The following is a 23,721-nucleotide window of genomic DNA, read 5'->3' as shown; positions in this document are numbered from 1 at the left end:
ACAACATGACACGAAGAAGTCGGGAGAACCCAATGAAATTCAATACTTTATTTAAGATCTCTGCAGTGACCACAGCACTTCTATTAGCCGGTTGTGGCGGCGATATTAACGTAACGCCAACCGTCAACAATGGCGGTGGCTCAAATGCCGGCGGAGACACTGGTGGTGGTGACAGCGGCTCATCAAACCCGTGTGCAACCTACGCAGATGTTCAGGGTGAATACGATGGCCAGGACTGCTCTTATGACACCGACTTTGCGAGCGCAACGATAGAAATTACGGAAGACATTACTTTTGATGAGTTGCCTGACGGTGGTGTACACGTGTTTGAAGGCGCTTTGCAGATTGGTGAAGACTGTGACACCACGACGGGTTGTGAGATTAATCAAAACGGTCCGGTGATGACGGTTGAACCGGGAGCGATTTTAGCATTCACATCTGGCGAAGCCATTATTCAGATTGCCCGCGGTGCGCAACTGAATGCTATTGGTACGTTTGATAAGCCTATTAAATTTACCTCGGCCAATGAATTTGACCGTTTAAACGTATCAGGCGACGCTCCGCGCTACGCAGACTGGGGTGGCATAATCGTTAACGGTAACGGCATCACCAACGAATGTACGGATGCAGAGCGCGATGCTGGCACCTGTAACCGTGAGTCGGAAGGTATTGTCAGCTTCTACGGTGGTAACGACAATACGGACGACAGCGGCTCAATGAAGTACGCACAAATTTGGTACGCAGGCTCAGGCCCTCGTGACGGCGGTGATGGCGACGACTTGAACTCACTAACACTGAACGCAGTAGGTTCTGGATCTTCTTACGAATTCATTCACATCCACCAGGGTTATGATGACGGTATTGAGTTTTTCGGTGGTGCGGCTGATCTAAGAAACATTGTCGTAACGGATACTCAGGACGACTCGCTGGATATGGACGCCGGCTGGCAGGGACGTGCGCAGTTCGTGTTTATTAAACACGGCACAGTGACAGTTGACGGCCAGACAAACTATATGGGTAATGGTGGTTTTGAGGCAGACGGTGAGAAAAACAATGGACCGGACTACTCGCAAGCACCGGCTTCTGCCCCAACCATTGCTAACGTGACCATTATCACCACTGACGGCACGTCTGTGCGCGACAACGACCCGTCAATTGCGACGAAGTTTGACGATAACTTCCAGGGTCAAATGTACAACGTGCTGAAAATCAAAGAAAACGGTACGGCAGATGATGGCTGTGTCTTCTTTACGTCGGACGGTGAAGCTGGCGTGGATAACGGTGAACTGGACTTCTACAGCTCAGTATTAGCTTGTACCAATAACTTTGTTAGCACAGGTGACAATACCTTCGCTGATGGTGAAACCTACACTCAGTGGTACCAAAACGGCAGCGCGAATGAAATTCTGGACGGTTCAGCAACGGTACTGAACGATGATGGTATTTCAACTGACATGTCGTCATCTATCACGATTACGGCAAATGACCTAACCGGATTAAACGACGACTTCTTTACCTCGGTTGATTTCATTGGTGCGCTGTCGAACGACGACACCAGCTCTGAATGGTATCAGTGGGTAGACAACGCAGTGACCGCCTCTGAGCAGGACTAAGTTGAGTTGCAGGTTAATGAATAGGCGCACACAGGTTGCGCCTATTTTCCGATTTTAGTGTAGGAGTTGGTTATGAAAAATCACTACAAACTCAAGCCTGTAGCACTGGCGGTTGGATTAGGTCTTGTCGCCACCAGTCCGGTAACCTTGGCTCAGCAAGCTGAAGACGCTGACATCGAGCGTGAATCGACCATTGAAGAAGTGGTGACTACCGGAAGTCGCTTGCAAGGAAGCGCTGCGGCGGTTGTAGAAGAACGTAAGAACCAAGCATTCGTAGCGGACATTTTAGGTGCGGAACAACTATCTCGCTCTGGTGACAGTGACGCGGCTTCCGCTTTGCGTCGAGTCACAGGCTTGACCCTTGTCGATGGTAAGTTCATTTATGTTCGTGGCTTAGGTGAGCGTTACTCAAGTGCGCGCATCAACGGCGCTAGTATACCGAGCCCGGACTTGACGCGTAATGTGGTGCCGCTGGATATTATCCCGTCGACCATTATTGAAAGCATGGCGGTACAAAAAGTGTTTTCACCGTCTATGCCGGCGGCTTTTGGTGGCGGTAATATCGATATTCGCACGCGTTCATTGCCGAATGACTTCGTCTTTAATGTTGAAGCCGGTGTCGGTTTAAACAGTAATGCCGACGAAGGTTATACCTATAACCGCAACGACAACGGAATTCCTTCTGGAATTCAGGACGCTATTGGTCGTTACGAAGGCGATTTTAGCTTGCGTAATATTATTAACACCGATGGATTAACGGGTAGTGGCTCTAGCGCCGGTGATCAGGCGCGTGCTATCAACGCGTCGCTGGCTAAGCAATTACCGCGAGATATGGTGCTTAAGAAAGAGTCGTTAGACCCTAACTTTGATTTAAAAGCGACCTTAGGTAACAGCTTTGATGAGGCCTGGTTTGGCGGTACTTTCGGTGTGTTAGCGGCCGCTTCCTACGACAATGACTGGGATGCGTCAGCGCGTCGTAATGCGGTCATTAGTAATAACGCGGAAGCAGGCTGTTCAACCTCGCTGGAAACCGCCGAGGATGTGTCGAATTCGTGTTACAACACTTTGTCTGAAACCACAGTAACGACAGAAACTGAACGTTTAAATGGTTTCTTCACGGCGGGTTATCAGCTCGATACTCACAATGTTAGCTACACCAAGATTTATCTGGAAGACTCAGAGGACGAGTCCGAGTTCGGTATTAAGCAAAGCCCCAACGGCAGTAACTTAAAAACCATCGCCGGAACCGGCATTGCTAACCGCGAGCATGAATTCAAGTATGAAGAGCGTGTTCTGAATGTCGATCAATTCCGTGGGCAACACACCTTCATGGATTACTGGGGTGTTGGTTTTGACTGGCAGTATACAGAGTCAAAAGCGGAAACGGAAATTCCGACTGAAGTGTCTTACCGTTTTGATGACATCTACAACACTGACGGAAGCTTTTCTGAGACTCGTGTAACGGGTGATGACAACCGTGCGATTTTCCAGTTTGTTGACATGGAAGACAACGTGAAATCTTACGGTGGTAACTTCTCGCTCCCAATTATGTTGTCTGGTATTGAGCTGGAGCTGAAAGCTGGTTATGACTTTATGGATAAAGCTCGTTATTACAGCACCAGTCGCTTCAGTTTGGATAACGCCTCAGGTTCACGCTTGTCGGTATTGGATGACTTAGAGAATGTATTGGGTGTTACCGGTTATTTGACGGATGAGGTCATTGACGAAAATGACTTCCGCATTACCTTCCGTGAGCCGGGGGCACCTAACGCTGATGACTATTTAGCGGCTCAGAAAACTGACGCTTACTATGGTGAGTTCGATGCGATATTCGATAATACCTGGCGCTTTAGTGGCGGTATTCGTTACGAAGACTTTAAACAGGTGTCCTTGGCGACCTCGAGTCTGATTTTTGACGAGCAGGATTTGAATAATTACTTCAATCCTCAGCGTGTAGCCGACAGTTCTATTTCAGAAGATGATATCTACACTGCACTGTCACTAACCTATATGGCCAACGATAATTATCAGTTGCGCTTTGGTTACGGCGAGACAGTAGTACGCCCGGACTTACGTGAAACGGTACCCGTTGCTTACTACGACCCGGTTACTGACATTCGTACGTTCGGTACTGCCGGCCTGCAAAGTAGTGACTTGAAAAACTACGACGCTCGTTTCGAGTACTATGCGGATAATGGCGACAACTACACCGTTGCGGCGTTTTATAAGGATATTTCGAATCCTATAGAGTCGGTGCTTCGTGTGGGAGATGAAGACTACACATTGACCTATGTTAACGGTGAGTCCGCTGAAGTATACGGTGTCGAGTTTGAGTGGTTGCACGACTTAGGCTACCTGGAGAACGGCTTCTTCACCTCAGGTAACTTAACCTGGAGTGACTCAGAAGCGTCGATTGACCCTGCGTTGGCGGGTAACTTAACCAACCCGACTAAGCGCATGACCGGACATTCAGAGTATGTAGCTAACTTCCAGTTAAACTACGATTCTGCTAACGGTGAGCACTCAACCTCGTTGGTTTACAACGTCTTTGGTGAGCGCATTCTGGCAGCCGGTGTTGGTGGTCGTGATGACGCTTATGAGCAACCGTTCCATTCACTGGACTTGGTTTACAACTATTACCCGAACTTCAACTCAAAGATTGGCTTTAAAGTGAAAAACTTGCTGGGTGAAGATCAGGAAGTGAACCAATCGGGCATTTTGGTTCGTAGTAAAGAAGTAGGAACAGTCGTTAGCTTGAGTTACAGCTACGAGTTTTAAATGAAGTAATCCCTGGTTGTTACTGTTGTACTTGCACGCCACCTCAGATGAGGTGGCGTTTTTTTATGCGTCCGATTGGGTCATTTTGATTTCCAACGGCTTTAACGTATCCAAATGTACGTCGCGCTGAGGGAAGGCGATAACGATTTCATTTTCGGCAAACAATTTATCGATTTTAAAGCGTACGTCCGATTGTACTCGGCGAATATCCATAGGCGCTTCAACCGCCGTCCAGAACATTAAGTTAAAGGTCAAACTATTGTCACCAAAGTCATCGAAGAACACTTCAATTGGCAGTTCCTGAACAATCTTTTCGTGTTTACTGGCGGCCTCCAACATCAGCTCGCGTACTTTGTCTATCGGTGAGCCATAAGCCACTCCTACCGTCACCGTACTGCGTATTTCTGTTGAAACCAGCGTCCAGTTAACCACGCGTTGCTCAAGAAAGTAGCTGTTTGGCACCAGAACATGAACGCCATCATAACGTTTAATTCGCACACACCGATTACCGATTTCTTCAATACGACCCCGTTCATTTTCCAGCTCGACAATGTCGCCAATACGAATCGGGCGTTCGGCAATCAGAATCATGCCTGAAATCAAGTTGTTGAGAAGGTTCTGAGCACCAAAGCCCACACCAATAGCAAGCGCACCGCCGAGTACGGCAAATATCGTAATAGGTATGCCGGCAACGGGCAGTGCAATAAGTACTATGAGTACGTAAGCTAGAAATGAAAACAGTTTTCGAAATGCAAAAACGGTATTTTGTGACGCGTTACTGGCACTCAATGCCCGCTTGACCAGTCTGGATCCAACCCAGCGAATAACAATAACGCCAACAATGATAAGTGTTAGCGCAATAACGACCTGACTGAGATGAATTTGAGCCTCTCCAGATTTCCAAAGCTCGGTATTCCAAATTTTACCAATATTCGTCGAAAGGTCTGTCCAGGACATTTGCATCATCAATTACCTATTTGTGAATCTTTCTTTGTAATTTACGGGAAAAACGCGTACATTGCGCGCTCATTTTTTACTCCCTCATTCTGGATATAGATTACGTGATTTCTGCTGCAAATATCACCATGCAATTTGGTGCGAAGCCTCTTTTCGAAAATATTTCTGTTAAATTCGGCAATGGCAACCGTTATGGTCTTATTGGCGCTAACGGTTGCGGCAAGTCGACCTTTATGCGCATTTTAAGTGGTGAGCAGGAGCCGTCCGCCGGTAACATGTCGTTAGAGCCCAACACCCGCATTGGTAAATTGCGTCAGGACCAGTTTGCCTATGAAGATTACAGCGTGGTCGATGCCGTTATTATGGGGCATGAAGAGCTGTGGGCGGTAAAAGAAGAGCGTGACCGTATTTACAGCAGCGGTGAGATGAGTGAAGAAGACGGCATGCGTGTTGCCGACTTAGAAACTGAATTCGCTGAAATGGACGGTTACACAGCTGAGTCTCGTGCTGGCGAATTGTTGTTGGGACTGGGGATACCGGTAGAGCAGCACTTCGGCTTAATGTCGGCGCTGGCACCGGGCGTTAAAATTCGGGTGTTACTGGCGCAGGTATTGTTCTCTGAGCCGGATATTATGTTGCTGGATGAACCGACCAATAACCTGGACATTAACACCATTCGCTGGTTAGAAGGTGTGCTGGCGGAAAAGCAAAGCACCATGATCATTATTTCGCACGACCGTCACTTTCTGAACACGGTGTGTACGCACATGGCGGATATTGATTACGGTGAGTTGCGTGTTTACCCAGGCAACTATGACGAATATATGTTTGCCGCCACTCAGGCGCGTGAACAGCTGATGAACGACAACGCCAAGAAGAAAGAGAAGATTGCGGAGCTGCAGAGCTTTGTCAGCCGCTTCTCGGCGAATGCCTCGAAGGCCAAGCAGGCAACCTCGCGTCAACGACAAATGGAAAAGATTCAGCTGGAAGAAGTAAAAGCCTCAAGCCGGGTGAATCCGTACATTCGCTTTACCCAAGAGAAGAAATTGTATCGGCTGGCGCTTGAAACCGACAATGTGCGTAAAAGCTTTGACGAGCAGGCGGTATTGAAAGGTCTGAGTACCTCGGTAGAAGTGGGCGAAAAAGTCGCCATTATTGGTGCCAATGGTATTGGTAAAACAACCCTGCTGAAGTGCCTAATGGGCGACTACACACCGGACTTTGGCAGTATTAAATGGTCTGAAAATGCCAACATTGGTTACTATGCACAAGATCACGCACACCTGTTTAAGCAGGAAATGACGGTGTACGAATGGATGTACCAATGGAAGCAACCCAGTGACGACGAGCAGTCGATACGCGGTGTTTTGGGACGCATGCTGTTTTCTGCGGATGATATTCAAAAACCGGTGTCGATTTTATCCGGTGGTGAAAAAGGGCGGATGATATTCGGTAAGTTAATTCTTCAGAAGCCCAATATCTTGGTGATGGATGAACCGACCAACCACCTGGATATGGAGTCCATAGAGTCTCTGAATCTGGCGCTGGAGCAGTTTGAGGGTACCTTGTTGTTTGTCAGTCACGACCGCGAGTTTGTGTCTTCACTGGCGACCCGTATTATTGAAATTACCGACAAAGGCTTACGTGACTTTGCCGGCAGTTACGACGAGTATTTGGCACAGCTGGCTGCTGCTTAGTAAAAGTTCTTTGAGTTAAAGGTTTCTTTCAGGTTGTTTGCAAAAGCCACGAATTTCTCTTTAATGGTGCGTTTGACTTTTACCTCAACCGAACCGAGCACGTGAAAGCCTTCAATTCGAATATGGGGAACTTGCTTCAGGTTTCCCATGGATGGCGCTTTGTTTTCAGTGGAACCAAGAATATTAAATACGTTGGTGCTTATCATGATTTCTTCAGGTACGTAAATTTCGAGACTTGAAAGCATCCCGACCACTTTGATAGTGACATCGGGGTGTTGGAACACGGCATCCGTAAAGTCGAGTTCGACAGAGCCCAGAAAGTCATACACCGTTATTTCACGCGGTACCGTCCATACGCCTGTTCGCTCGTTGGATGATAAAATAGAAACCACATTTTCCGTTGGCTGGGCGCGTCCTTCACCATAGTGTGGCGAGAATTTTTGTTCTTTCATGCTGTCGTACGACGTGTCAGGCTTCAGCTCGAGGTCTTCTACTAGCGCAGCAAGTTGACTATGTTCTATTGCATCCATAGCCGCATCGAGACGGCGCTCAAACGCTTCTGAGGAAAGTTCCCCGTGACCGTAGTTCATGACCAGTTGGTCAATAGTTTCCTCACGAACCTTGTCTAAAGGTCGATCTTCGAATTTCACACTCATAATGCGTCCTTATTGTTCTTGTCTTTTTATTATGAGTCATAGTGCAAGAGTTAAGCCAAAAACAAAGTCTATATAAATCAGTGTGTTAAAAATTAAATCCTAAAGCTGACTATTATATTTCGCCATTATTTAGCAGAATCGGCCATCTACTTGAATCTAGCGGTTAATACGAAATGACATTTTAGGAGGCAGAATGACCCACGGTGTAGGCATTACCGATGCAAAGACCGCCCTCGACGCATTAGAAGATATGACACTGAATGTTCAGCCCATTACATTAGAAGAGTATCAGGCGAGAGTCGACAAAGCCCAGACATTGATGCGAGCCAAAGGCATCGATGCGATGTATTTAAACGCGGGCACTAATTTAGAGTATTTTACCGGTTTAAAATGGTACCCAAGTGAACGTCTGGTAGGCGCAGTTGTTCCTGTCGAAGGGGCGGTTACTTTAATTGCTCCTGCGTTTGAAATTGGGTCACTAACGCAAGCGATGAAACTTCCGATGAAGACCTTGCTGTGGGACGAACACGAATCACCCTACGATTATTTTATTGATTTTCTGAAAGAGAACGAATTGACCAGAGGTAAACTCGCGCTGGACGAGTCGTCGTCTTACAGCATTGTTTCAAACCTTGAGGAGCGCTATCCGGCAGCGCAAATGTGCGACGCAAAAGTGATTACCGCTGAGTGTCGCATGCATAAGTCAAAAGCTGAACTTGCACTCATACAAACCGCGATGGATATGACCATGGCGGTGCATCGTGCGACCGGGGCAATGCTACAGGAAGGGGTAACGGCCTCAGAAGTGCGAGCGTTTATTGACGAAGCTCATCGCAAAGTGGGCGCAAGTGGATCTTTCTTCTGTATTGTGTTGTTTGGTCAGGGCACCAGTTATCCGCATGGCGTCAGTCATGAGCAAAAATTGGAAAAAAATGACTGGGTATTAATTGATACCGGTTGTAAGTTACATGGCTACCATTCTGACATTACCCGCACGTACCCATTCGGTGAAGCTAACGCTGAACAAAAGACATTCTGGCAATACGAGCGACAGCTTCAGCAAGCCGCATTTGATGCCGCGCATAATGGAAATACCTGCGAATCGGTAGATGATGCCGTTCGAGAGGAACTCGCTAAGCTTGGCTTAAAAGCGGACTATCAGTTGCCGGGTGTACCTCATCGAACGGGTCACGGTATTGGCATGGACTTACATGAATGGCCTTATCTGGTGGGCGGTGATAAAACCGTATTGGCATCGGGAATGTGCTTTAGCAACGAGCCGATGGTCATAAAACCAGATACTTTTGGAGTTCGTTTAGAAGATCACTTCTATATGACGGACGACGGTCCGGTGTGGTTTACCGAGCCGTCGCGTGTAATGGATGACCCGTTTAACTTAGCGTGATTGTTAAGCAAACTGTGCCAATAAATAGCCAGTGACCAACAAGGTAACAAAAAGTAAGGTGGCGAGCGCAAATGCTTTTGCGCCGCCTTGCTTGAGAACGCTGATATGAGTCAACATGCCTAAAGCGGCCATGGCAATACACAGTAAATAGGTAGCTGTGGTCGTCAGAGCCGTTGTTACATTGGCGGGTATCCAGTTCAACGAGTTAATGACAATTGCTCCAATAAATAGAAAGGCGAACCACGGGACGGCTACTTTATTCTTACTGCTTTCGGTATCGGCGGCGTAAACTTTTTGTCTCATCCACACCGCAAAGGCTAACAGTACAGGCACTAACAGCACCACTCTCAACATTTTCTCTAACACTGCCATGTGTGCTGCAGTGGTGCTAACTGAGTCACCGGCGACAACCACTTGTGCAACTTCATGGACGGACACACCCACCCATAAACCGTATTGCGCTTCGGTGATATCAAAAAGTTGAAACATTAATGGCATTAGCAGCATAGAAAGTGTACCGAACACAACCACGGTACTGATAGCAGTGAGTACTTTGTAAGGTTGTGCTTTAATGATAGGTTCCATTGCCGCAACCGCTGCAGCGCCGCAAATAGCACTACCTACGGCCACTAGTATCGATTGCTCCGTATCGAGTTTAAACAGTTTGGTTCCTGCCCAAATACCAACGCACAGTATTACTGACACCATGGTGAGAGCACTAAACAAACCATAAACACCGACCTCAGACAAGGCCTGCAGGGTAATATTGAAACCATATAGAACAATGGCTAATCGTAATATCGTGCCTTTAGCAATATTGAGTCCGGGGCCCAGCGGTTTTTTATAGCGCGCAGGTAATAGGTGACTGACCAAAATACCCACGCCAATGCTAATTAATAGTGGCGAAACTGATTGAATTGCTGGAAGCCATTGGTGAAGCTCGACAACACCCACGGCGATAGCAATGGCTGCAAGAAGCCCGACGATGGGATGGTTCATAGTGTTACCTTGCCTTGATTTCTGTGTTTAGGCGAGAGTATAGTGCAGTTAATATTAATTAAAACTTAATAAAAATTTATTAAGTTAAAATAAAATTATGATTAGTTTGCGCCAACTCCAAGTGTTTAAAACCATTGCTGACACCAGTGGTCTTACTGCCGCCAGCAAGCGACTCAATATGACGACATCAGCGGTATCCATTAACTTGAAGGATATTGAACAGCAGCTCGGCACTCGGTTGGTCGTGCGAGAAAGAGGACGAAAGCGCTCTTCACAAAAGGTTGAACTGACTGCGGCGGGTTTTTGGCTTTATGAGAGAGCTGACAGAATTCTGTCGATCAGTGACGGCACTAAACGGTACTTTGAACAACTGCAAAATAACTCTCGGGAAATGCTGAATATAGGTGCCAGCCAGACAGTCGGGAATTACTGGTTGCCAGCTTATATCAATGCACTAAAGCAACAACGCTCCTCGTTAAAAATTAATGTTCACATAAGCAACACGGATGAAATACTCAACCGGATTGAGTCATTTCAGGACGACATAGGGTTGGTTGAAGGTCCAAACTCGCGCGGCGATATACTGGCTAAGCCGTTTAAAGAGGACAGCATGACTCTCATAGCACCGCCCGATGATGAAGGCCAAATGCTAGAACTGCAGCCCTGGCTTATTCGCGAAACAGGCTCGGCCACCCGACGACTTACCGAAAAGCTATGGGCTAAACTCGGCATTAAACCCGAAAATGTGACCGAGCTGAACACCAATGAGAGTATTATTCACTCGGTGGCATCGGGCATCGGTGTTGCCTATGTTCCCAGCATCACAACGCCACTGATGCTAGAGGCTGGGTTGGTCAAAAGTCTGCCGACAGAAGGTGCGCATTACCGCACCTTATATTATGTCACCCATAGCGACTTATCGTCTCGTATGGCATGGATAGAGCCAATTATCGGTATCGCTAATTAACGATCTATCATACTGAGATAAGCCTTTACGAAGCGCTCTGCGCTAGCTTCATCAACCCCGAAGTATAAACTCGGTTCAATGAGCTCCATTTCAATAATGGCAGGCGTATTATCATTCAATAGAGCAACATCAATTCTGGCATAGAGCAGTGTCTCGTCGACGCATCCTAACGCTCGCTCGGCTACTTCTTTAATGGCATTATTCGGGGTCACCTGAAAGAATTCACCGCCGTGCTCTTCTTGAACTCTAAAGTCGCCGTTAGCGGGACACTTTTTAATGGCATGACTGAAGACCCCGCCAAAATAGAATAATGAATATTCGCCGTGCTCTACAATGGAGTTTAAAAACGGCTGCAGCATGAATTCGCGACCGGCTGGGAAGTGTTCGGTCAGTGACTCTATCAACGCATCGGTAGAGCTGTCCTTTGACAGTCGGTACGTATCGTCTGCGTTGGCCGAAACTGTGGGTTTAATGATCAACTGCTGATTAGGCCATTTTACTTGAGCAGACTTTAACGTGTTGGTATTAAATGACTTTCCCCATAAGGTAGGGACAGTGGGTACTTGTTTATCTTCAAGCTCTTTAAGATAGGTCTTACTAATATTCCATTTTATGACCTGCAATGAATTCATCAATGTTGCAGAAGAGGATTCTATCTTTTCTAATACGTTTAAAAATTCTTCGCAGTCGTCCTGATAGTCCCAGGTTGAGCGGACAATGACGGCATCATATTGGTTCCAGTCGCACTGAGAATTGCGCCATGAGACTGTCTCTACGTCTATTCCATGCTGCTTAAAGGGCTCTTTTAATAAATCGTCATAGCTAAAAAAGCCCTCTAAATTATCCATACTCAAAATACAGACTTTGTTTTTCATTGCTATCCTCCTCATCAGCGGGTACTCATCTCGAGCAAGAGACTGTATCTTGTCTGATTGACTGATGCTACCGGAAGGCAATAAATTCGGTGTTTTTAGACGAATATAGCAAGGGCTTGCTTTAAATTTTTAACGGGCTATGATGTTCTCAAGTTGTTTTGAGGACATTATGTTTAAGTATAACTATTCAATACAGAGTACTGCTCTCACCTTTCCAAATTAAGCCGAACGCAGCTCATGCGTTCGGCTGTTTCCCTATTGTTGTAATTCCACAGTTATTCATTAGTTCGGTTGGAGATAAAGCCGTGCTTATGCGCATGTTTAGGCCCTGTAAGGGCTCGGTATGTTTAGGTAGTCCCATATTTCAAAATGCGGGACAAAGAATGTTAATGGACCCTATTGAGCTGAGTATATTGTTGGAACGGCTTGAATTTAGCCAAAAGAGTAGCTCACGGCTATTGGGGCGGGTAACAGTTGGCTCTTCTGTGACCATTAAAAACAGAGCGACTCGGGAAAAGGTGACGGTCACTTTGGTACCACCAGAGTTAGCAGATCCCGAAGAGCAGATGATTTCTTTTATATCGCCATTAGGTTCTGCGTTGTTGGGGCTCAAATTAGGGGATGTTGCGGTGACTGAATTTGGCAGAAGAACCGACAAGTGGGACGTTATTTCTGTAAACCAAAGAAAAGTAATTACAGACCTTTAAACACTCATGCCGTAAGGAGGGTAGAGCCTTGGAGTAACTTAGTTGTGCAATAGCTTAAGTCATTTTATATATTGAACAGATAAGGTGAATCCAATGAGTAAAGAGAAAGAAAAGAAGAAACCTCAGATGACGTTAAAAGAGAAACGTAAACAAAAGAAGAAAAAGAAGCTTTCTGATGAGTAACGAGTAAGGGGCTCTTCGGAGCCCCTTTTTAATGGAGAAGAAACATGGAAACAAAACCAAAAATAACGATATCGACTTTTGATTTGGCAGTGATTGAACATAGCCTGGAAGAAACCCGCTTGCCGCCGGAGTTTTTAGATGAACTTGAGGCCGAATTGGCGCGTGCAGAAGTGCTGGAACCTGCCGCTATGCCAGAGAATGTGGCGAGTTTGAATAAGCAAGTCACTTTTAAGGTGTTAGAAACGGGTAAGGTATTCACTAAAACGCTGACAGCCCCCGATCAGGTCGACAAATATGAGGACAGCCTCTCAGTGTTTGCCCCATTAGGTGCTGCGCTCATTGGTTTGTCTGTTGGCCAGACAATTCAATGGAAGACTAACCGAGGGTTGCAGTCGGTTGAGATTATTCACGTGTCGTAGATGAGGTACATATGTTGGCGGGATGCTAAAACTCGCAAGCCGCCTCGGCTCCCGCCTACGTGACGACTATGACAAGCCTTATCCAATGATATGATACCTTCGAACCCTTCAATAGGTAATCAGCCGAAACCCTAGTAGGCAAATAGACGCTATTAAAGTGTGAGTCGTGAAACGGTGCAAAAGTAGATCCGTATCTACAGAACTGTGTTACTAAGCGTGTTACTTCCGTTGCTCAGAAACGAAAAAGCCCCGCATTAAGTGCAGGGCTTTAGGAAGAAGTTGGTGCCGGAGGCGGAATCGAAAAGTTTTGATAAAAACCTGTTTTTAAAGATTAAAATCAATCGGAATAAAAAGCGTGTGACTTAGCGTGTTACTAAATCTCAGCCCAGTCTAACGCCAACCATATACAATGATCCCCATGCCTGTGAGCACAAACGCCGTCCCAATCAGGTCGAAGCTGGATAAAGGCGATTTATCGACAATTCGCAGCCAGACTATGGCAGTTAATACGTAAATACCGCCGTAGGCTGCGTAAACGCGCCCGCTTTCCGCTGGATGAAGTGTTAATAAGTAAGCAAATAAGGCTAAGCTCATTGCCGCCGGAATGAGTAACCAAACAGAATGACCCTCTTTGAGCCATAAGTAGGGTAAATAGCAACCGACAATTTCAGCAACTGCGGTGGCAATAAATAACCCGAGTGTTTTTAATAAAAATAATGCACTCATTATCAGTTGTCCCTACAGGCTTCATCAGGATCTTCTAGTTCTACCGTTGTATGGCTTAAAGCATAGGGCGCAAGGACGTCATCGATGCGCTGTTTTAAATCGCTACGGGCCTCGATATCAAGGTTTTTAGATAACACCAAATGAACGGTTAATACATGCTCCTCGCCGTCTAGTGACCAAAAATGCAAATGGTGTAGGTCAGCAATATGAGGTAGCTCCAGTAAAGCGTCCGCGACTTGTCTGTAGGTGTCTTTGTCTGGCGTGGCCTGTATGAAGAGTTTCAGCGTTGCCCACAGGTTGCGCAGTACATTCACTAAAATAAACATCGTAAAACCAATCGACAGTAGCGGATCGAGAATTGGCCAATCCACAAACAGCAAAGCAATACCAACGATTAGTACAGCAACCCAGCCGAGAACATCTTCCAGCAAGTGCCAGTTAATAACGCGTTCGTTTAACGTTTTACCTTCTGACAATTTGTAAGCCGCAAAGCCATTAACCACAATGCCAAGTACCGCCAACGCAATCATGCCATCAGCCACGGGCATTTGTTGGTTCCAGAGCCTGGGAATTGCTTCTACAAGTACCCAGGCAGAGCCTGCGATTAAAACAACGGCATTGATAAATGCACCGGCAAGATTCAGTCGCTTATAACCGTAGGTAAAGTGCTGGTTGGCCTGCTTTTTTCCCAGTTTATTCAGTACCCACGCCAGGCCAAGCGACAAGCTATCGCCAAGATCATGAACGGCATCGGCTAAAATGGCGGTACTGTTGGTAAGAAAGCCACCAATAAACTCGATAATTGTGAAAACAAAGTTAAGAACAAATGCCCACCCCAGGCGTTTGGACGGCATGTCCTTTGAGTGATCATGGTTATGGTGATGCCCCATAATACGTTCCTTTTTGTAGTAGAAGGGGCGGCAATAACCGCCCCTTTAAGTGCTATTGAACCCTAACGACTCAAATCATTAACCTTTTGTTTCGAAAACCAAGGATAGAGCACGGGTAAGATAACCAGTGTCAGCAGAGTGGCTGATACCAAACCACCGACAATGACGGTAGCCAGTGGGCGTTGGATTTCAGCCCCTGCACCGGTTGCAAACAGCATCGGGATGAGCCCTAACGCTGAGGTTATAGCTGTCATCAATACCGGACGGAGTCGCGACCATGCGCCATCAAACACGGCATCACTAACCGCATGCCCATCGGTTATTCTCTGGTTTATACTTTCGACCAGAACCACACCGTTTAGTACCGCCACACCAAAAAGCGTGATAAAACCAACCGCGCTGGGCACCGATAAGTACTGTCCTGACACAAAGAGTGCGACAATACCACCGATGACTGCTAACGGTACATTCACCAAAATCAGCATGGCTTGACCCATGGTGCCGAAAGCAAAATAAAGCAGCAGGGCGATGAGTGCCAACGATATGGGAACGACAATGGACAAGCGCTTCTGTGCTCTTTGTTGACTTTCGAACTGGCCACCAATGTCGACTGAGTAACCGGTTGGTAAATCCACCTTCTCGTCAATCGCCTTCCGAATATCGGCAACCACGCTACCCATGTCACGACCCTGAACGTTCGATTGAATCACAACGCGACGCTGTACATCATCACGACGGATTTGCGGTGGTCCTGATTCAATTGCAACGCTGGCGACTTCGCCTAAGGTTACCCAGGCCCCTGAGGGAGTTAACAAGCGTAACGAGCGAATAGACTCCGGCGTATCGCGGAATTGCTTGGCCAACCGCACGTAAATATCATAGCGCTCATTACCGCGAATGATCTGGCCTGCCGAAGCGCCACCCAAGCCATTGTCGACAACGCTCAGTACATCGGAGACATTTAAGCCGTAGCGTGAGAGTTGTTGGCGTTTCGGCGAAACCACGAGTTGTGATTCACCTTTTATTTGCTCCATCGCTACTGCAACCGCCCCGTCAACTTGCTTGACGGCACTTTCTATTTCCTGGCCTTTACGGGCCAACACGTCAAGCTCGGGTCCAAATAGTTTGATGGCTAGCTGCGATTTTACACCTGAGAGCAGTTCATCAACCCGTGTTGCGATAGGTTGTGAAAAATTAAACAACAAGCCTGGGTGAGCATCGAGTTTTGCCTCCATTTTTTCTTGTAAGGCGTAGCGATCGGATGCCGTTGTCCATTCGGATTGCGGCTTAAGGCCCACATATATCTCGATGTTGCTGATAGGCTCTGGATCGCCGCCCACTTCGGCTCGTCCAATGCGGCTGAGTGCGTAGGTGGTTTCCGGGAACGACATCAGGATTTTTTCAAGCTTCGGAGCCACCTCTAAGGCCGTTTCAAGGTTAGAGGAGGGGGCTAATGTCACGCGAATATTAATCGTGCCTTCTTCCAGTTCGGGAGCGAACTCCGTGCCGAGACGAGGCACTAACACCAAAGCGCCGACAAACAGCAAACCGGCCAGGGTAATAACGGCCTTTTTACTGCGTAAAGCGACCGACAATAGTCTTTTATAACCATTATCTAGTGGTTTAAGCAGTTTATTTTCACGAGGCTTAATACCCCGACTGAAAAAGTAACTGGCTAATGCCGGGACAACCATAATGGCCACAAAAACCGCGGAGATAATGGCCAACATAATGCTGATAGCCATGGGTTCAAATAATTTAGCTTCAACACCCTGAAAACTAAACAGTGGCATAAAGACCACCAAGATGATCATGGCGGCAAAGAATACCGGTCGAGCCACTTCGTTAGCCGCTTCCTTAACTCGCAGCTTGATACCATGACTGTCGAGTTTGGCTGCCTGAGGATCCGGGTCGCGGTGCTCTGTGCGTTGCTCGGCGTCGCCATGATGTTCACTATCCGGACGACTTAAGTGCTTAAAGATGTTTTCAACCATCACCACGGAGCCGTCGACCAGCATACCAATGGCAACAGCTATCCCGCCCAGCGACATCAGGTTAGCCGACATGCCCATCGCGGACATTACCATTAGGGCAATGGCGATAGAAACGGGAATGGACAGTAACACTAAAAAAGTAGCGCGTATGTTGAGCAAAAACAGTGCTAATACTGCGATAATAAACACAAAGGCAATGAGCAGTGAATACGCGACCGTAGATACGGCTTTTTGTATTAAGTCGGCCTGATCATAATACGGCTCAAAGGTGACACCCTCGGGTAATGCTTGCTGAATAAGCGGAATGCGCTTTTTAATACCGTCGATGGTGGCTTTGGTATTCGAGCCCATGCGTTTGAGCACAATACCCGACACCACTTCGCCCAGCTGGTTGACCTCGCTGTCGACTTTACGCGACATTGAGACCGCCCCCTGGCGAATTTCACTGCCGATTTCGACTTCGGCAACCTGGCCCAGTGTTACGGAAACGCCGTCAACTGTTTTGAGCGGTATTTGTCGTATTTGTTGCAGGCCTTTTTTACCGCTATCCAGCCAGCCGGTGCCGCGAATAACCAACTGCTCCTGACCGCGGGGCATATACCAACCACCAACGTTACCGTTATTCTTGTTGACCGCGCTCATGACGTCTTGCTGGGTAAGGTCGTAAGACAACAGCTTAGCGGGGTTAAGATTAACCTGATACTGTTTAACTTCGCCGCCAAAGGACAAGACTTCGGTAATTCCCTCAACGGGCATCAATAGCAGTTTAACCACATAGTCGTTTAGACTGCGTAGCTCCATACTGCTGACACCGGAGCCCGGTTCGGCAAGTAGCAGATACTGATAAACCTGGCCGAGGCCGGAAGAGTTAGGACCCATTTCGGGTGTACCTACGCCTTCGGGTATTAATTCCTTTGCCGCCTGCAGTCGTTCAAACACCAGTTGCCGGGCAAAGTAGATATCGACACTCTCGTCAAACACTACCGTAATGCCCGATAAACCTGTTTTTGAGATTGACCGAACTTCTTTGACGTCGGGCAGGGCATACATCACCGACTCTATCGGATAGGTAATCAACTGCTCGACTTCGGTCGCTGCTAACCCGGGGGCCTCCGTATTTACCGTTACCTGAACGTTGGTAACATCGGGGAAGGCATCCAGATTAAGTTTGGGAATAACAAAAAATGACGCAATGCTGATGCTGAATAAAGCCAATACCAATAACAGGCGATTAGCGACAGCAAACTGAATAATGCGCTGAAACATAAAACCTCCTGTTAGTGGTTATGTGGGTCAAAACCGCCTTTAGCGATTTGAGAGCGAACGAAAAACGCGCCGTTGTCTACATATTCTGTGCCTTCCTTAACGCCTCTAATGACTTTCCACGGACCTTTTTCATCAACCAATTCGACTTTCTTCGGTTCAAACTTTCCGGGTTCGTGCTCAATGAATATCTGCCAGTCACCATCAGGTGCCCGCATTAAGGCTGAGTCCTTAACTGCAAGCACCGATCCATCCGACTTGACTGAGAAATAGACATCTGCAAATAAACCGGGGTGTAATTGGTCCTTTTCGTTATTTACCGCAAGTCGGACAGTTCGGGTACGGGTTGTATGGTCTATTGTGTGACCTTCCTGAATGACTTTTGCCGCAAAGCGTTGGTTGTCGACACTCACCGTAACAGCATCACCAAACTTCACATTGAGGTCGGCTGAGCCCGGTAGCCGAGCATTAACCCACAAGGTTTCTTCTTGTAGCACTTCAACCAAGTGTTTACCGGCATTAACTTGCTGGCCCTGCTTGAAGTTATCGCTAACCACAATCCCGCCAATTTCTGAGGTCAGTTGGTATTCGCCGACAGGGTAGTCAGCTTTACTTAAGCGCTTAATGTCACTGGCTGACATACCAAACGCTTTGAGTTTTGCTTGCGCTGAGGTAAAGGCGTTTTTCGCTTCGACAAAGCGTTTTTCACCCACCGTCGACTCACCAAGTGACTGCACGCGTTGCCATTCGTTAAGTGTGACCAAATACTGACTTTGCGCCTCCGCTATGGTGGCACTGAAGAGGGTTGCCAGTGGCTCACCTTTTTCGACGTGATCGCCAATACTGACAAAACGTTTGAGAACGGTCGAATCGATGCGCGGACTCACGATATAGCTGTTAAAGTCGTTAGCAACCACCTCGCCCGGGGCATAAACCGGGTATTCAATGACTTGAGTTTGCAAGGTTCGTGTGGTGATATCTGCCATGGACAGTTGCTTGCTGGATAGCTCCACGCCTGCACTTTCCTTGTGAGTACGTTCTTTTTCGTCGTGTCCGTGTTCATCCTGCGCCATCACCGGAAAGCTCAGCGCAAGTGCTATTGCTGCGTATAAAGGTTTTACTGACATCGTTTACTCTCCAATCTCTGCTTTTGTTTGCTGGCTTAACGGCGATAACGTCAGCGCTTTACTGAGTTCGCCCGAACGGTACAACCATTCAATGGCGGCCAACCGATATTGTGTTTGCAGCGCTATCCCTGCAAATTGACTATCGAGCTGCTGTTGCATGGCGGTGAGATAGTCGGTGGTGGATAAGTCTCCGGCGAGCCAGGACTGCTCAATCACCTGCATCGACTCATCCTGCCGAGATTGAAAGTCTCTTTGCCAGCTTTGCCATTGTTTTTTAACAAAGCGGTAGTTGTTAAGGGACGATTTCAGTGCTGCTTGCCATTGTTGGCGTAGCGCAATCAGACGCTTTTCTTCAGCAACAGCTTCGCTATTGGCTGCGCGTACTGCATCGCTGTAGTTATTGCGAATCTGTAGTGGAATACTGAATGATAAGCCAACTACGGTTTCGTTATTGCTCTCGCCCGCTTCGACGCCTACGGTTGGGTTGGCGGTGGTTAACGAGCGTTTCCAGTCGACATCCGCGCGCTTTAATTGCCATTGCAGGTAAGCGGCTTTTAACGCTGGGTGTTGTTGCCAACGAGCCGTTAACGCAGGTTCAACGTTAAATAGCTCCTCATTAATGGAGAGTTGACCGACATCAGACGTTGTTAGCAGAGCGTTTAACTCTGCTTCAGCGGATTGCAGTTGTTGATAGGCCGCTGCCGTTTGTTGCAGTTGCCGACTTAGCGCGAGTACCGTCAGCTGTTCGTCGACGGCACCTAAGTCACCGGCTTTACGTCGTTCGGCAACCAGGCTTATCGCCTGTTTAACGATTTCCTCTTGCTGCTCAGCAAGTGCGTAACGCTGTTTTGCATCAAGCCATTGCACATAGGTATTCAGCAGTGTTTTAGCATGCGATGTCGCCGACTGGCGATAAATACTCATTGCCATAGCGGTCACTGCGTCACTCTGACTGGCACGTGCTTCATTGCGAGTGCTCCAGTCCAGCGTTTGGCTTAGACCAATAGCGTAGTTATTGATGTCACCCTCACGCTCTAAGCGTGACGATAAGCTAGGGTTGTACAAAGGCTGCTTTAATTGCTTGCCCTGTTGAATGAGTGCTTCGGCCTGCTGTTGAGCGGCTTCAACACTGGGGTGTCGCTGCACAGTTTGTTGCCATTGCTCGGGCAACTGTTGTGCATTGGCGTAGCTTGAGCTTATTGCCAGACTTACGGCAACAAACAAGCGTTTGCTATGTGTCGAAAACGGACCCATAGATAGACTCCTCAGTCATATTACTGCGTAAAATAACGATTTTGTTGTGCTGCTAAAGCAGCGTATTAGGCAGTTATGAGGAGATGGGTGGCCGGAACAGCGGTGATGACAGTGGATTAGTGTAGAACTGGGTGTACCCAGGGCGCATTGTTCCCATTCGTGGTAATGCGAGAGTTTTTTCAGCCTTCATCGCATATAGATGAAAAGAACCATGGCAGTGACAGCAATGATGGCAGTCAAAGCTGACTTCGCCACTTTTAGGGAGGTTGCGCTTATCGATGTGAGATTCGTCATGATCAAAATTGAGGTGTTGCTCAGAGGATGACTGGTGAGATTGATGCACGTCAGCAACCGCCTGACTGATTTGAGTCAGAACAGCAACCAGCACCAGTATTAAAAATCCCAGTCTAAGCATCATTACCTACAGTTGTATATAAGCAGCCTAACGATACATTAATCAAAAATCGTTTTCAAGAAGAGCTTTACTCCCCGAAGTTTAAAAGATATATCATCAAAAAGAGGCGTTCTGTTTTAATTAATACTAAGTTCCCAAAATAAGGAAATGGGAACAAGCAAACCCACTAAAAACGGGCTATTTCCCCCTTTATACCCTCTTAAGTACTCAAAATCACGTTTTACAGCAAAAAAGGAACTAGATCATGGCCGAAGTACAAGCGGTTAAAGATCTGGATACCGTAAAGCTGATTAGCCACCTTCTCAAACGAACATACGGTCAGCAAATTGCTGATGTTTGGGATGTTGGCTTGAACCTGGCGTTACGGATTTCAGATTTACTGTCCATCAAGTTTGAAAACATACACGATGAGCGTCTGACCTTAGTTGAGGGAAAGACGTCAAAACAAGCAACCATTAAACTGAACGACAAAGCACGGTCGATTATTGCTCGGATAAAGGATGAGCATCCAGACCATATTTACCTATTTCAATCCTATCGAAATCAATGGTCTAAAGGTTTGGACGAGGCCCCGATTAGCCGCCGTTACGTTTCGCGGGCGTTCGCGGCGATAGGGGAGGAGGTTGGCATTAAGCTGGGGACTCATTCAATGCGAAAGACCCGTGGCTATCACCTTTATAAGAATACTCACGACATTGCCAGGGTAATGAAGATGCTGCGTCATAGTTCGGAAGCTGTAACGCTACGATATATAGGGATTACTCAGGAGGATGTGGACCGAGACTTTATTGAGTTGGAATTGTAGGGGACGCTCCCCTACTAATTTTTTGTTAGGAGTAAAGTCTTTATAGGAATAAACGCGTTTACACGATCGTCTGTCGAGTTATATTTAGAGCCGTTAGATATAATTCCAATTACTAAGCCGTCCGAATCTATAACAGGCCCACCACTCATTCCGTGAGTTACTTTTTCGTCTACTACTATTCTGGGTTCGTTATCTACTTCAATTTCTCGCACAATTCTACATTCGATGACTGTAGGGGAATCCTCGGTCTTATAGTTAGGGAATCCCAATAAAGTGCACGTCGTTCCTGGTGTGTAGTCTGGGGAAGTGGAAGCATCAAGAGCTGGCACGATGTTCATTGATGCGCCCTCAACTATCGCAATATCTGACTTTTCATCTGATAAAATAAGTTGAACCGATGGAAATTGTTGATCCATTTTTTCAATCCATTCGATGACGCAGAAATCAGCTAGGTTCGAGTTGTCTAAATAAGCAATCACGTGTTGATTGGTAACCATACCGAATGTATTAAGCTTAAACCCAGTTCCAACACCTTCACTATCGTCTGTGAGATTATGTATGACGAAAAGCGAACGTTTTGCTAACTCTGCAGGTGATAGAGCGTATCGTGCGTTTGGTTCTCCTATGGCAACGGTGTATCGGTACATTAGCTTTCTCCACACTAGAGAATCTTTACCCTTCACCATACGAATAAAGTTTAGTCTTCCTCTTACCATTTGCTTGAAAAACTTTCCTGGCTCATTTTTGTGCTTTAGCTGCTTTCGTGGTGAAAGGTATCCTTTATGATACTTTTTTAAGTACTCGATTTCCGCATCTTGAGCCCCATAAACGTTGAGAGCGTTTATCATTGCAGAAGTTTGACGCAAAAATAGCCGATTGACGTTAACAAATTGATTTACCGTCAAGTTCGTCACTGCTTGACGATCATTCTTTGTCGCTAATCTTGTTTTATCATCGTTTACAGAGAAACCGTTTGATTCAATAGTCCGCAAAAGCAACCTACCTAACGCTAGGCTATCTTCATCAAACTTAACTATATCTGTGGGCAAACTCGTCTTTCTTTTTTGATTAAATGAAAGGGTTATATCGTCGGCGTAGCGTGTGTAAGTGAAGCGATATTGCTTCGCCAACTTTAAAAGTTGATTGTCTAATTTAAATGCAATCATGTTTGATATTATTGGTGAGGACGGTGCACCTTGAGGAAGCCTTCCCTTGTAACAGCAAATATGTGCAACAACAGTTGCAACATTGTGCGTAAGGCTTAACGGAGGGCTCTGAAGTAGACGTTTTACCCTCCCAAACGTGATAGTCCCAAAAAAGTCTTCTAAATCTAAATTAAGCACATACCTTTTGTTGACATGCGGAGAAGCGTTGGTTAGTACGCTTTTTTGTTCAATAAACGCATGCGCACTGGCCCTTGGTATGTAATGGTGATGAAGCTCAGACGCTATGATCATTTGATAGTTTTTAAGTGTTGGCTTAGGGGTGCTTATAAGTCGACGGCTACCATCCTTCTTGGGAATCGAAAAAGAGATGTACTGACGATTATGCGGATAGATCAGTTTAAGAAGCTTATCCACTTCGGTATTAAGAAGAGAAGCAAGCTGGTCTAGTGTAGAGCAGTTGGCTAGTTTAGCCCGTGGTGGCAGAACCGTTTGAGAATCCATTAAATATCGAAGCTCCCTTAAGAAGGCTGGGGGGTTTTGTCTCATACCTCCCACGCGCTAGTCCACACGGTTGTAGGGCCACTGTGGGCAAAAGAGCCTTCATGAATGCACAATGCAGATTGCATTGCAAAGTTAAATCGTCCCCCAGCCATTGACTATGCTCACACAATTCTACGTCGTGGGCAAGTTGCCAAAACTAACGGTGCAGTATAGCTATTTATCTCTCGTCGATTTTTATCAGCTTTAACAAACTCTCTTGCCAACAAAAGTAGCTAAACGGGTTGCCTTAAACTAATAATTTAAAAACCTATATCACCTAATGGC

The 23,721-nt window shown here is 46.7% G+C and carries 19 protein-coding genes; 8 read left to right on the top strand and 11 right to left on the bottom strand.

Annotation, left to right across the window (positions count from 1 at the left end; genetic code table 11):
* The first annotated feature begins 32 nt into the window (after positions 1–32).
* Together CWI73_RS11465 and CWI73_RS11460 are read left to right on the top strand one after the other, a co-directional pair.
* The gene (locus tag CWI73_RS11465; protein ID WP_126752904.1) at positions 33–1,613 is read left to right on the top strand and encodes a hypothetical protein; all 1,581 of its coding nucleotides are present in this window, start codon (positions 33–35) and stop codon (positions 1,611–1,613) included.
* A 72-nt stretch (positions 1,614–1,685) separates the two neighbouring features.
* On the top strand, positions 1,686–4,391 hold the full coding sequence (locus CWI73_RS11460; protein WP_126752903.1) for a TonB-dependent receptor domain-containing protein: 2,706 nt from the start codon (positions 1,686–1,688) through the stop codon (positions 4,389–4,391).
* A 63-nt stretch (positions 4,392–4,454) separates the two neighbouring features.
* Here CWI73_RS11460 and CWI73_RS11455 read toward each other — a convergent pair whose 3' ends face one another.
* Positions 4,455–5,348, bottom strand: coding sequence for a mechanosensitive ion channel family protein (locus tag CWI73_RS11455; RefSeq protein WP_241968899.1), 894 nt, complete (start codon positions 5,346–5,348; stop codon positions 4,455–4,457).
* Positions 5,349–5,452: 104 nt separating this feature from the next.
* On the opposite strand from CWI73_RS11455, the gene CWI73_RS11450 reads away from it, so the two are divergent.
* The gene (locus CWI73_RS11450) at positions 5,453–7,045 is read left to right on the top strand and encodes an ABC-F family ATPase (RefSeq protein ID WP_126752902.1); all 1,593 of its coding nucleotides are present in this window, start codon (positions 5,453–5,455) and stop codon (positions 7,043–7,045) included.
* Here CWI73_RS11450 and CWI73_RS11445 read toward each other — a convergent pair.
* Positions 7,042–7,701: a DUF1707 SHOCT-like domain-containing protein gene (locus CWI73_RS11445; RefSeq protein ID WP_126752901.1), complete on the bottom strand. Its 660-nt coding sequence runs from the start codon at positions 7,699–7,701 to the stop codon at positions 7,042–7,044. The genes CWI73_RS11450 and CWI73_RS11445 overlap by 4 nt on opposite strands.
* A 193-nt stretch (positions 7,702–7,894) precedes the next feature.
* On the opposite strand from CWI73_RS11445, the gene CWI73_RS11440 reads away from it, so the two are divergent.
* Complete coding sequence (locus CWI73_RS11440) at positions 7,895–9,106, top strand: M24 family metallopeptidase (RefSeq protein ID WP_126752900.1); 1,212 nt, start codon at positions 7,895–7,897, stop codon at positions 9,104–9,106.
* A gap of 3 nt (positions 9,107–9,109) precedes the next feature.
* Here the strand turns inward: CWI73_RS11440 and CWI73_RS11435 are convergent, their stop codons facing one another.
* Entirely contained in the window at positions 9,110–10,105 is a 996-nt protein-coding gene (locus CWI73_RS11435; RefSeq protein ID WP_126752899.1) for a YeiH family protein, read from the bottom strand.
* Positions 10,106–10,202: 97 nt separating this feature from the next.
* Here CWI73_RS11435 and CWI73_RS11430 point away from each other — a divergent pair, with 97 nt between their 5' ends.
* Entirely contained in the window at positions 10,203–11,072 is an 870-nt protein-coding gene (locus CWI73_RS11430; RefSeq protein ID WP_126752898.1) for a LysR family transcriptional regulator, read from the top strand.
* On the opposite strand, the gene CWI73_RS11425 is transcribed toward CWI73_RS11430, so the two are convergent.
* Positions 11,069–11,947 (bottom strand): ATP-grasp domain-containing protein, encoded by an 879-nt coding sequence (locus tag CWI73_RS11425; protein WP_126752897.1) that lies wholly within the window; start codon positions 11,945–11,947, stop codon positions 11,069–11,071. The genes CWI73_RS11430 and CWI73_RS11425 overlap by 4 nt on opposite strands.
* 389 nt (positions 11,948–12,336) lie before the next feature.
* On the opposite strand from CWI73_RS11425, the gene CWI73_RS11420 reads away from it, so the two are divergent.
* Positions 12,337–12,654 (top strand): GreA/GreB family elongation factor, encoded by a 318-nt coding sequence (locus CWI73_RS11420; RefSeq protein ID WP_241968898.1) that lies wholly within the window; start codon positions 12,337–12,339, stop codon positions 12,652–12,654.
* A 227-nt stretch (positions 12,655–12,881) separates the two neighbouring features.
* On the top strand, positions 12,882–13,256 hold the full coding sequence (locus tag CWI73_RS11415; RefSeq protein WP_126752896.1) for a GreA/GreB family elongation factor: 375 nt from the start codon (positions 12,882–12,884) through the stop codon (positions 13,254–13,256).
* A gap of 390 nt (positions 13,257–13,646) precedes the next feature.
* Here CWI73_RS11415 and CWI73_RS11410 read toward each other — a convergent pair whose 3' ends face one another.
* From CWI73_RS11410 to CWI73_RS12555, 6 genes are all read right to left on the bottom strand, one after another.
* Positions 13,647–13,982 carry a YnfA family protein gene (locus tag CWI73_RS11410; protein ID WP_055437776.1) on the bottom strand — a complete coding sequence of 112 codons (336 nt, stop codon included), beginning with the start codon at positions 13,980–13,982 and terminating at the stop codon, positions 13,647–13,649.
* A 2-nt stretch (positions 13,983–13,984) separates the two neighbouring features.
* Positions 13,985–14,872, bottom strand: a complete 888-nt coding sequence (locus CWI73_RS11405; RefSeq protein WP_126752895.1) for a cation diffusion facilitator family transporter — start codon at positions 14,870–14,872, stop codon at positions 13,985–13,987.
* Positions 14,873–14,934: 62 nt separating this feature from the next.
* A complete protein-coding gene (locus CWI73_RS11400) occupies positions 14,935–18,132 on the bottom strand; it encodes an efflux RND transporter permease subunit (protein WP_126752894.1) in 3,198 nt (1,065 codons plus the stop codon).
* 11 nt (positions 18,133–18,143) lie between these two features.
* Positions 18,144–19,256, bottom strand: a complete 1,113-nt coding sequence (locus CWI73_RS11395) for an efflux RND transporter periplasmic adaptor subunit (protein WP_126752893.1) — start codon at positions 19,254–19,256, stop codon at positions 18,144–18,146.
* Positions 19,257–19,259: 3 nt separating this feature from the next.
* Positions 19,260–20,510, bottom strand: coding sequence for a TolC family protein (locus CWI73_RS11390; protein WP_126752892.1), 1,251 nt, complete (start codon positions 20,508–20,510; stop codon positions 19,260–19,262).
* A 73-nt stretch (positions 20,511–20,583) separates the two neighbouring features.
* Positions 20,584–20,928, bottom strand: coding sequence for a hypothetical protein (locus CWI73_RS12555; protein WP_198675196.1), 345 nt, complete (start codon positions 20,926–20,928; stop codon positions 20,584–20,586).
* Positions 20,929–21,169: 241 nt separating this feature from the next.
* On the opposite strand from CWI73_RS12555, the gene CWI73_RS11380 reads away from it, so the two are divergent.
* Entirely contained in the window at positions 21,170–21,730 is a 561-nt protein-coding gene (locus tag CWI73_RS11380) for a tyrosine-type recombinase/integrase (RefSeq protein ID WP_126752891.1), read from the top strand.
* Positions 21,731–21,744: 14 nt separating this feature from the next.
* Here CWI73_RS11380 and CWI73_RS11375 read toward each other — a convergent pair whose 3' ends face one another.
* Complete coding sequence (locus CWI73_RS11375; RefSeq protein WP_198675195.1) at positions 21,745–23,397, bottom strand: reverse transcriptase domain-containing protein; 1,653 nt, start codon at positions 23,395–23,397, stop codon at positions 21,745–21,747.
* Between the last annotated feature and the right edge of the window lie 324 nt (positions 23,398–23,721).

This window comes from Idiomarina piscisalsi, from assembly GCF_003987095.1.
GTDB classification, from domain to species: domain Bacteria; phylum Pseudomonadota; class Gammaproteobacteria; order Enterobacterales; family Alteromonadaceae; genus Idiomarina; species Idiomarina piscisalsi.
This window is presented reverse-complemented; position numbering and strand designations above follow the sequence as displayed.

Bases quoted from the DNA above. Each gene is read 5' to 3' on its own strand.
- CWI73_RS11395 (WP_126752893.1), bottom strand. From the start codon at position 19,256: ATGTCAGTAAAACCTTTATACGCAGCAATAGCACTTGCGCTGAGCTTT.
- CWI73_RS11375 (WP_198675195.1), bottom strand. From the start codon at position 23,397: ATGGATTCTCAAACGGTTCTGCCACCACGGGCTAAACTAGCCAACTGC.
- CWI73_RS11445 (WP_126752901.1), bottom strand. From the start codon at position 7,701: ATGAGTGTGAAATTCGAAGATCGACCTTTAGACAAGGTTCGTGAGGAA.
- CWI73_RS11440 (WP_126752900.1), top strand. From the start codon at position 7,895: ATGACCCACGGTGTAGGCATTACCGATGCAAAGACCGCCCTCGACGCA.
- CWI73_RS11405 (WP_126752895.1), bottom strand. From the start codon at position 14,872: ATGGGGCATCACCATAACCATGATCACTCAAAGGACATGCCGTCCAAA.
- CWI73_RS11420 (WP_241968898.1), top strand. From the start codon at position 12,337: ATGGACCCTATTGAGCTGAGTATATTGTTGGAACGGCTTGAATTTAGC.
- CWI73_RS11390 (WP_126752892.1), bottom strand. From the start codon at position 20,510: ATGGGTCCGTTTTCGACACATAGCAAACGCTTGTTTGTTGCCGTAAGT.
- CWI73_RS11415 (WP_126752896.1), top strand. From the start codon at position 12,882: ATGGAAACAAAACCAAAAATAACGATATCGACTTTTGATTTGGCAGTG.
- CWI73_RS11430 (WP_126752898.1), top strand. From the start codon at position 10,203: ATGATTAGTTTGCGCCAACTCCAAGTGTTTAAAACCATTGCTGACACC.
- CWI73_RS12555 (WP_198675196.1), bottom strand. From the start codon at position 20,928: ATGATGCTTAGACTGGGATTTTTAATACTGGTGCTGGTTGCTGTTCTG.
- CWI73_RS11465 (WP_126752904.1), top strand. From the start codon at position 33: ATGAAATTCAATACTTTATTTAAGATCTCTGCAGTGACCACAGCACTT.
- CWI73_RS11380 (WP_126752891.1), top strand. From the start codon at position 21,170: ATGGCCGAAGTACAAGCGGTTAAAGATCTGGATACCGTAAAGCTGATT.
- CWI73_RS11455 (WP_241968899.1), bottom strand. From the start codon at position 5,348: ATGTCCTGGACAGACCTTTCGACGAATATTGGTAAAATTTGGAATACC.
- CWI73_RS11425 (WP_126752897.1), bottom strand. From the start codon at position 11,947: ATGAAAAACAAAGTCTGTATTTTGAGTATGGATAATTTAGAGGGCTTT.
- CWI73_RS11410 (WP_055437776.1), bottom strand. From the start codon at position 13,982: ATGAGTGCATTATTTTTATTAAAAACACTCGGGTTATTTATTGCCACC.
- CWI73_RS11460 (WP_126752903.1), top strand. From the start codon at position 1,686: ATGAAAAATCACTACAAACTCAAGCCTGTAGCACTGGCGGTTGGATTA.
- CWI73_RS11435 (WP_126752899.1), bottom strand. From the start codon at position 10,105: ATGAACCATCCCATCGTCGGGCTTCTTGCAGCCATTGCTATCGCCGTG.
- CWI73_RS11400 (WP_126752894.1), bottom strand. From the start codon at position 18,132: ATGTTTCAGCGCATTATTCAGTTTGCTGTCGCTAATCGCCTGTTATTG.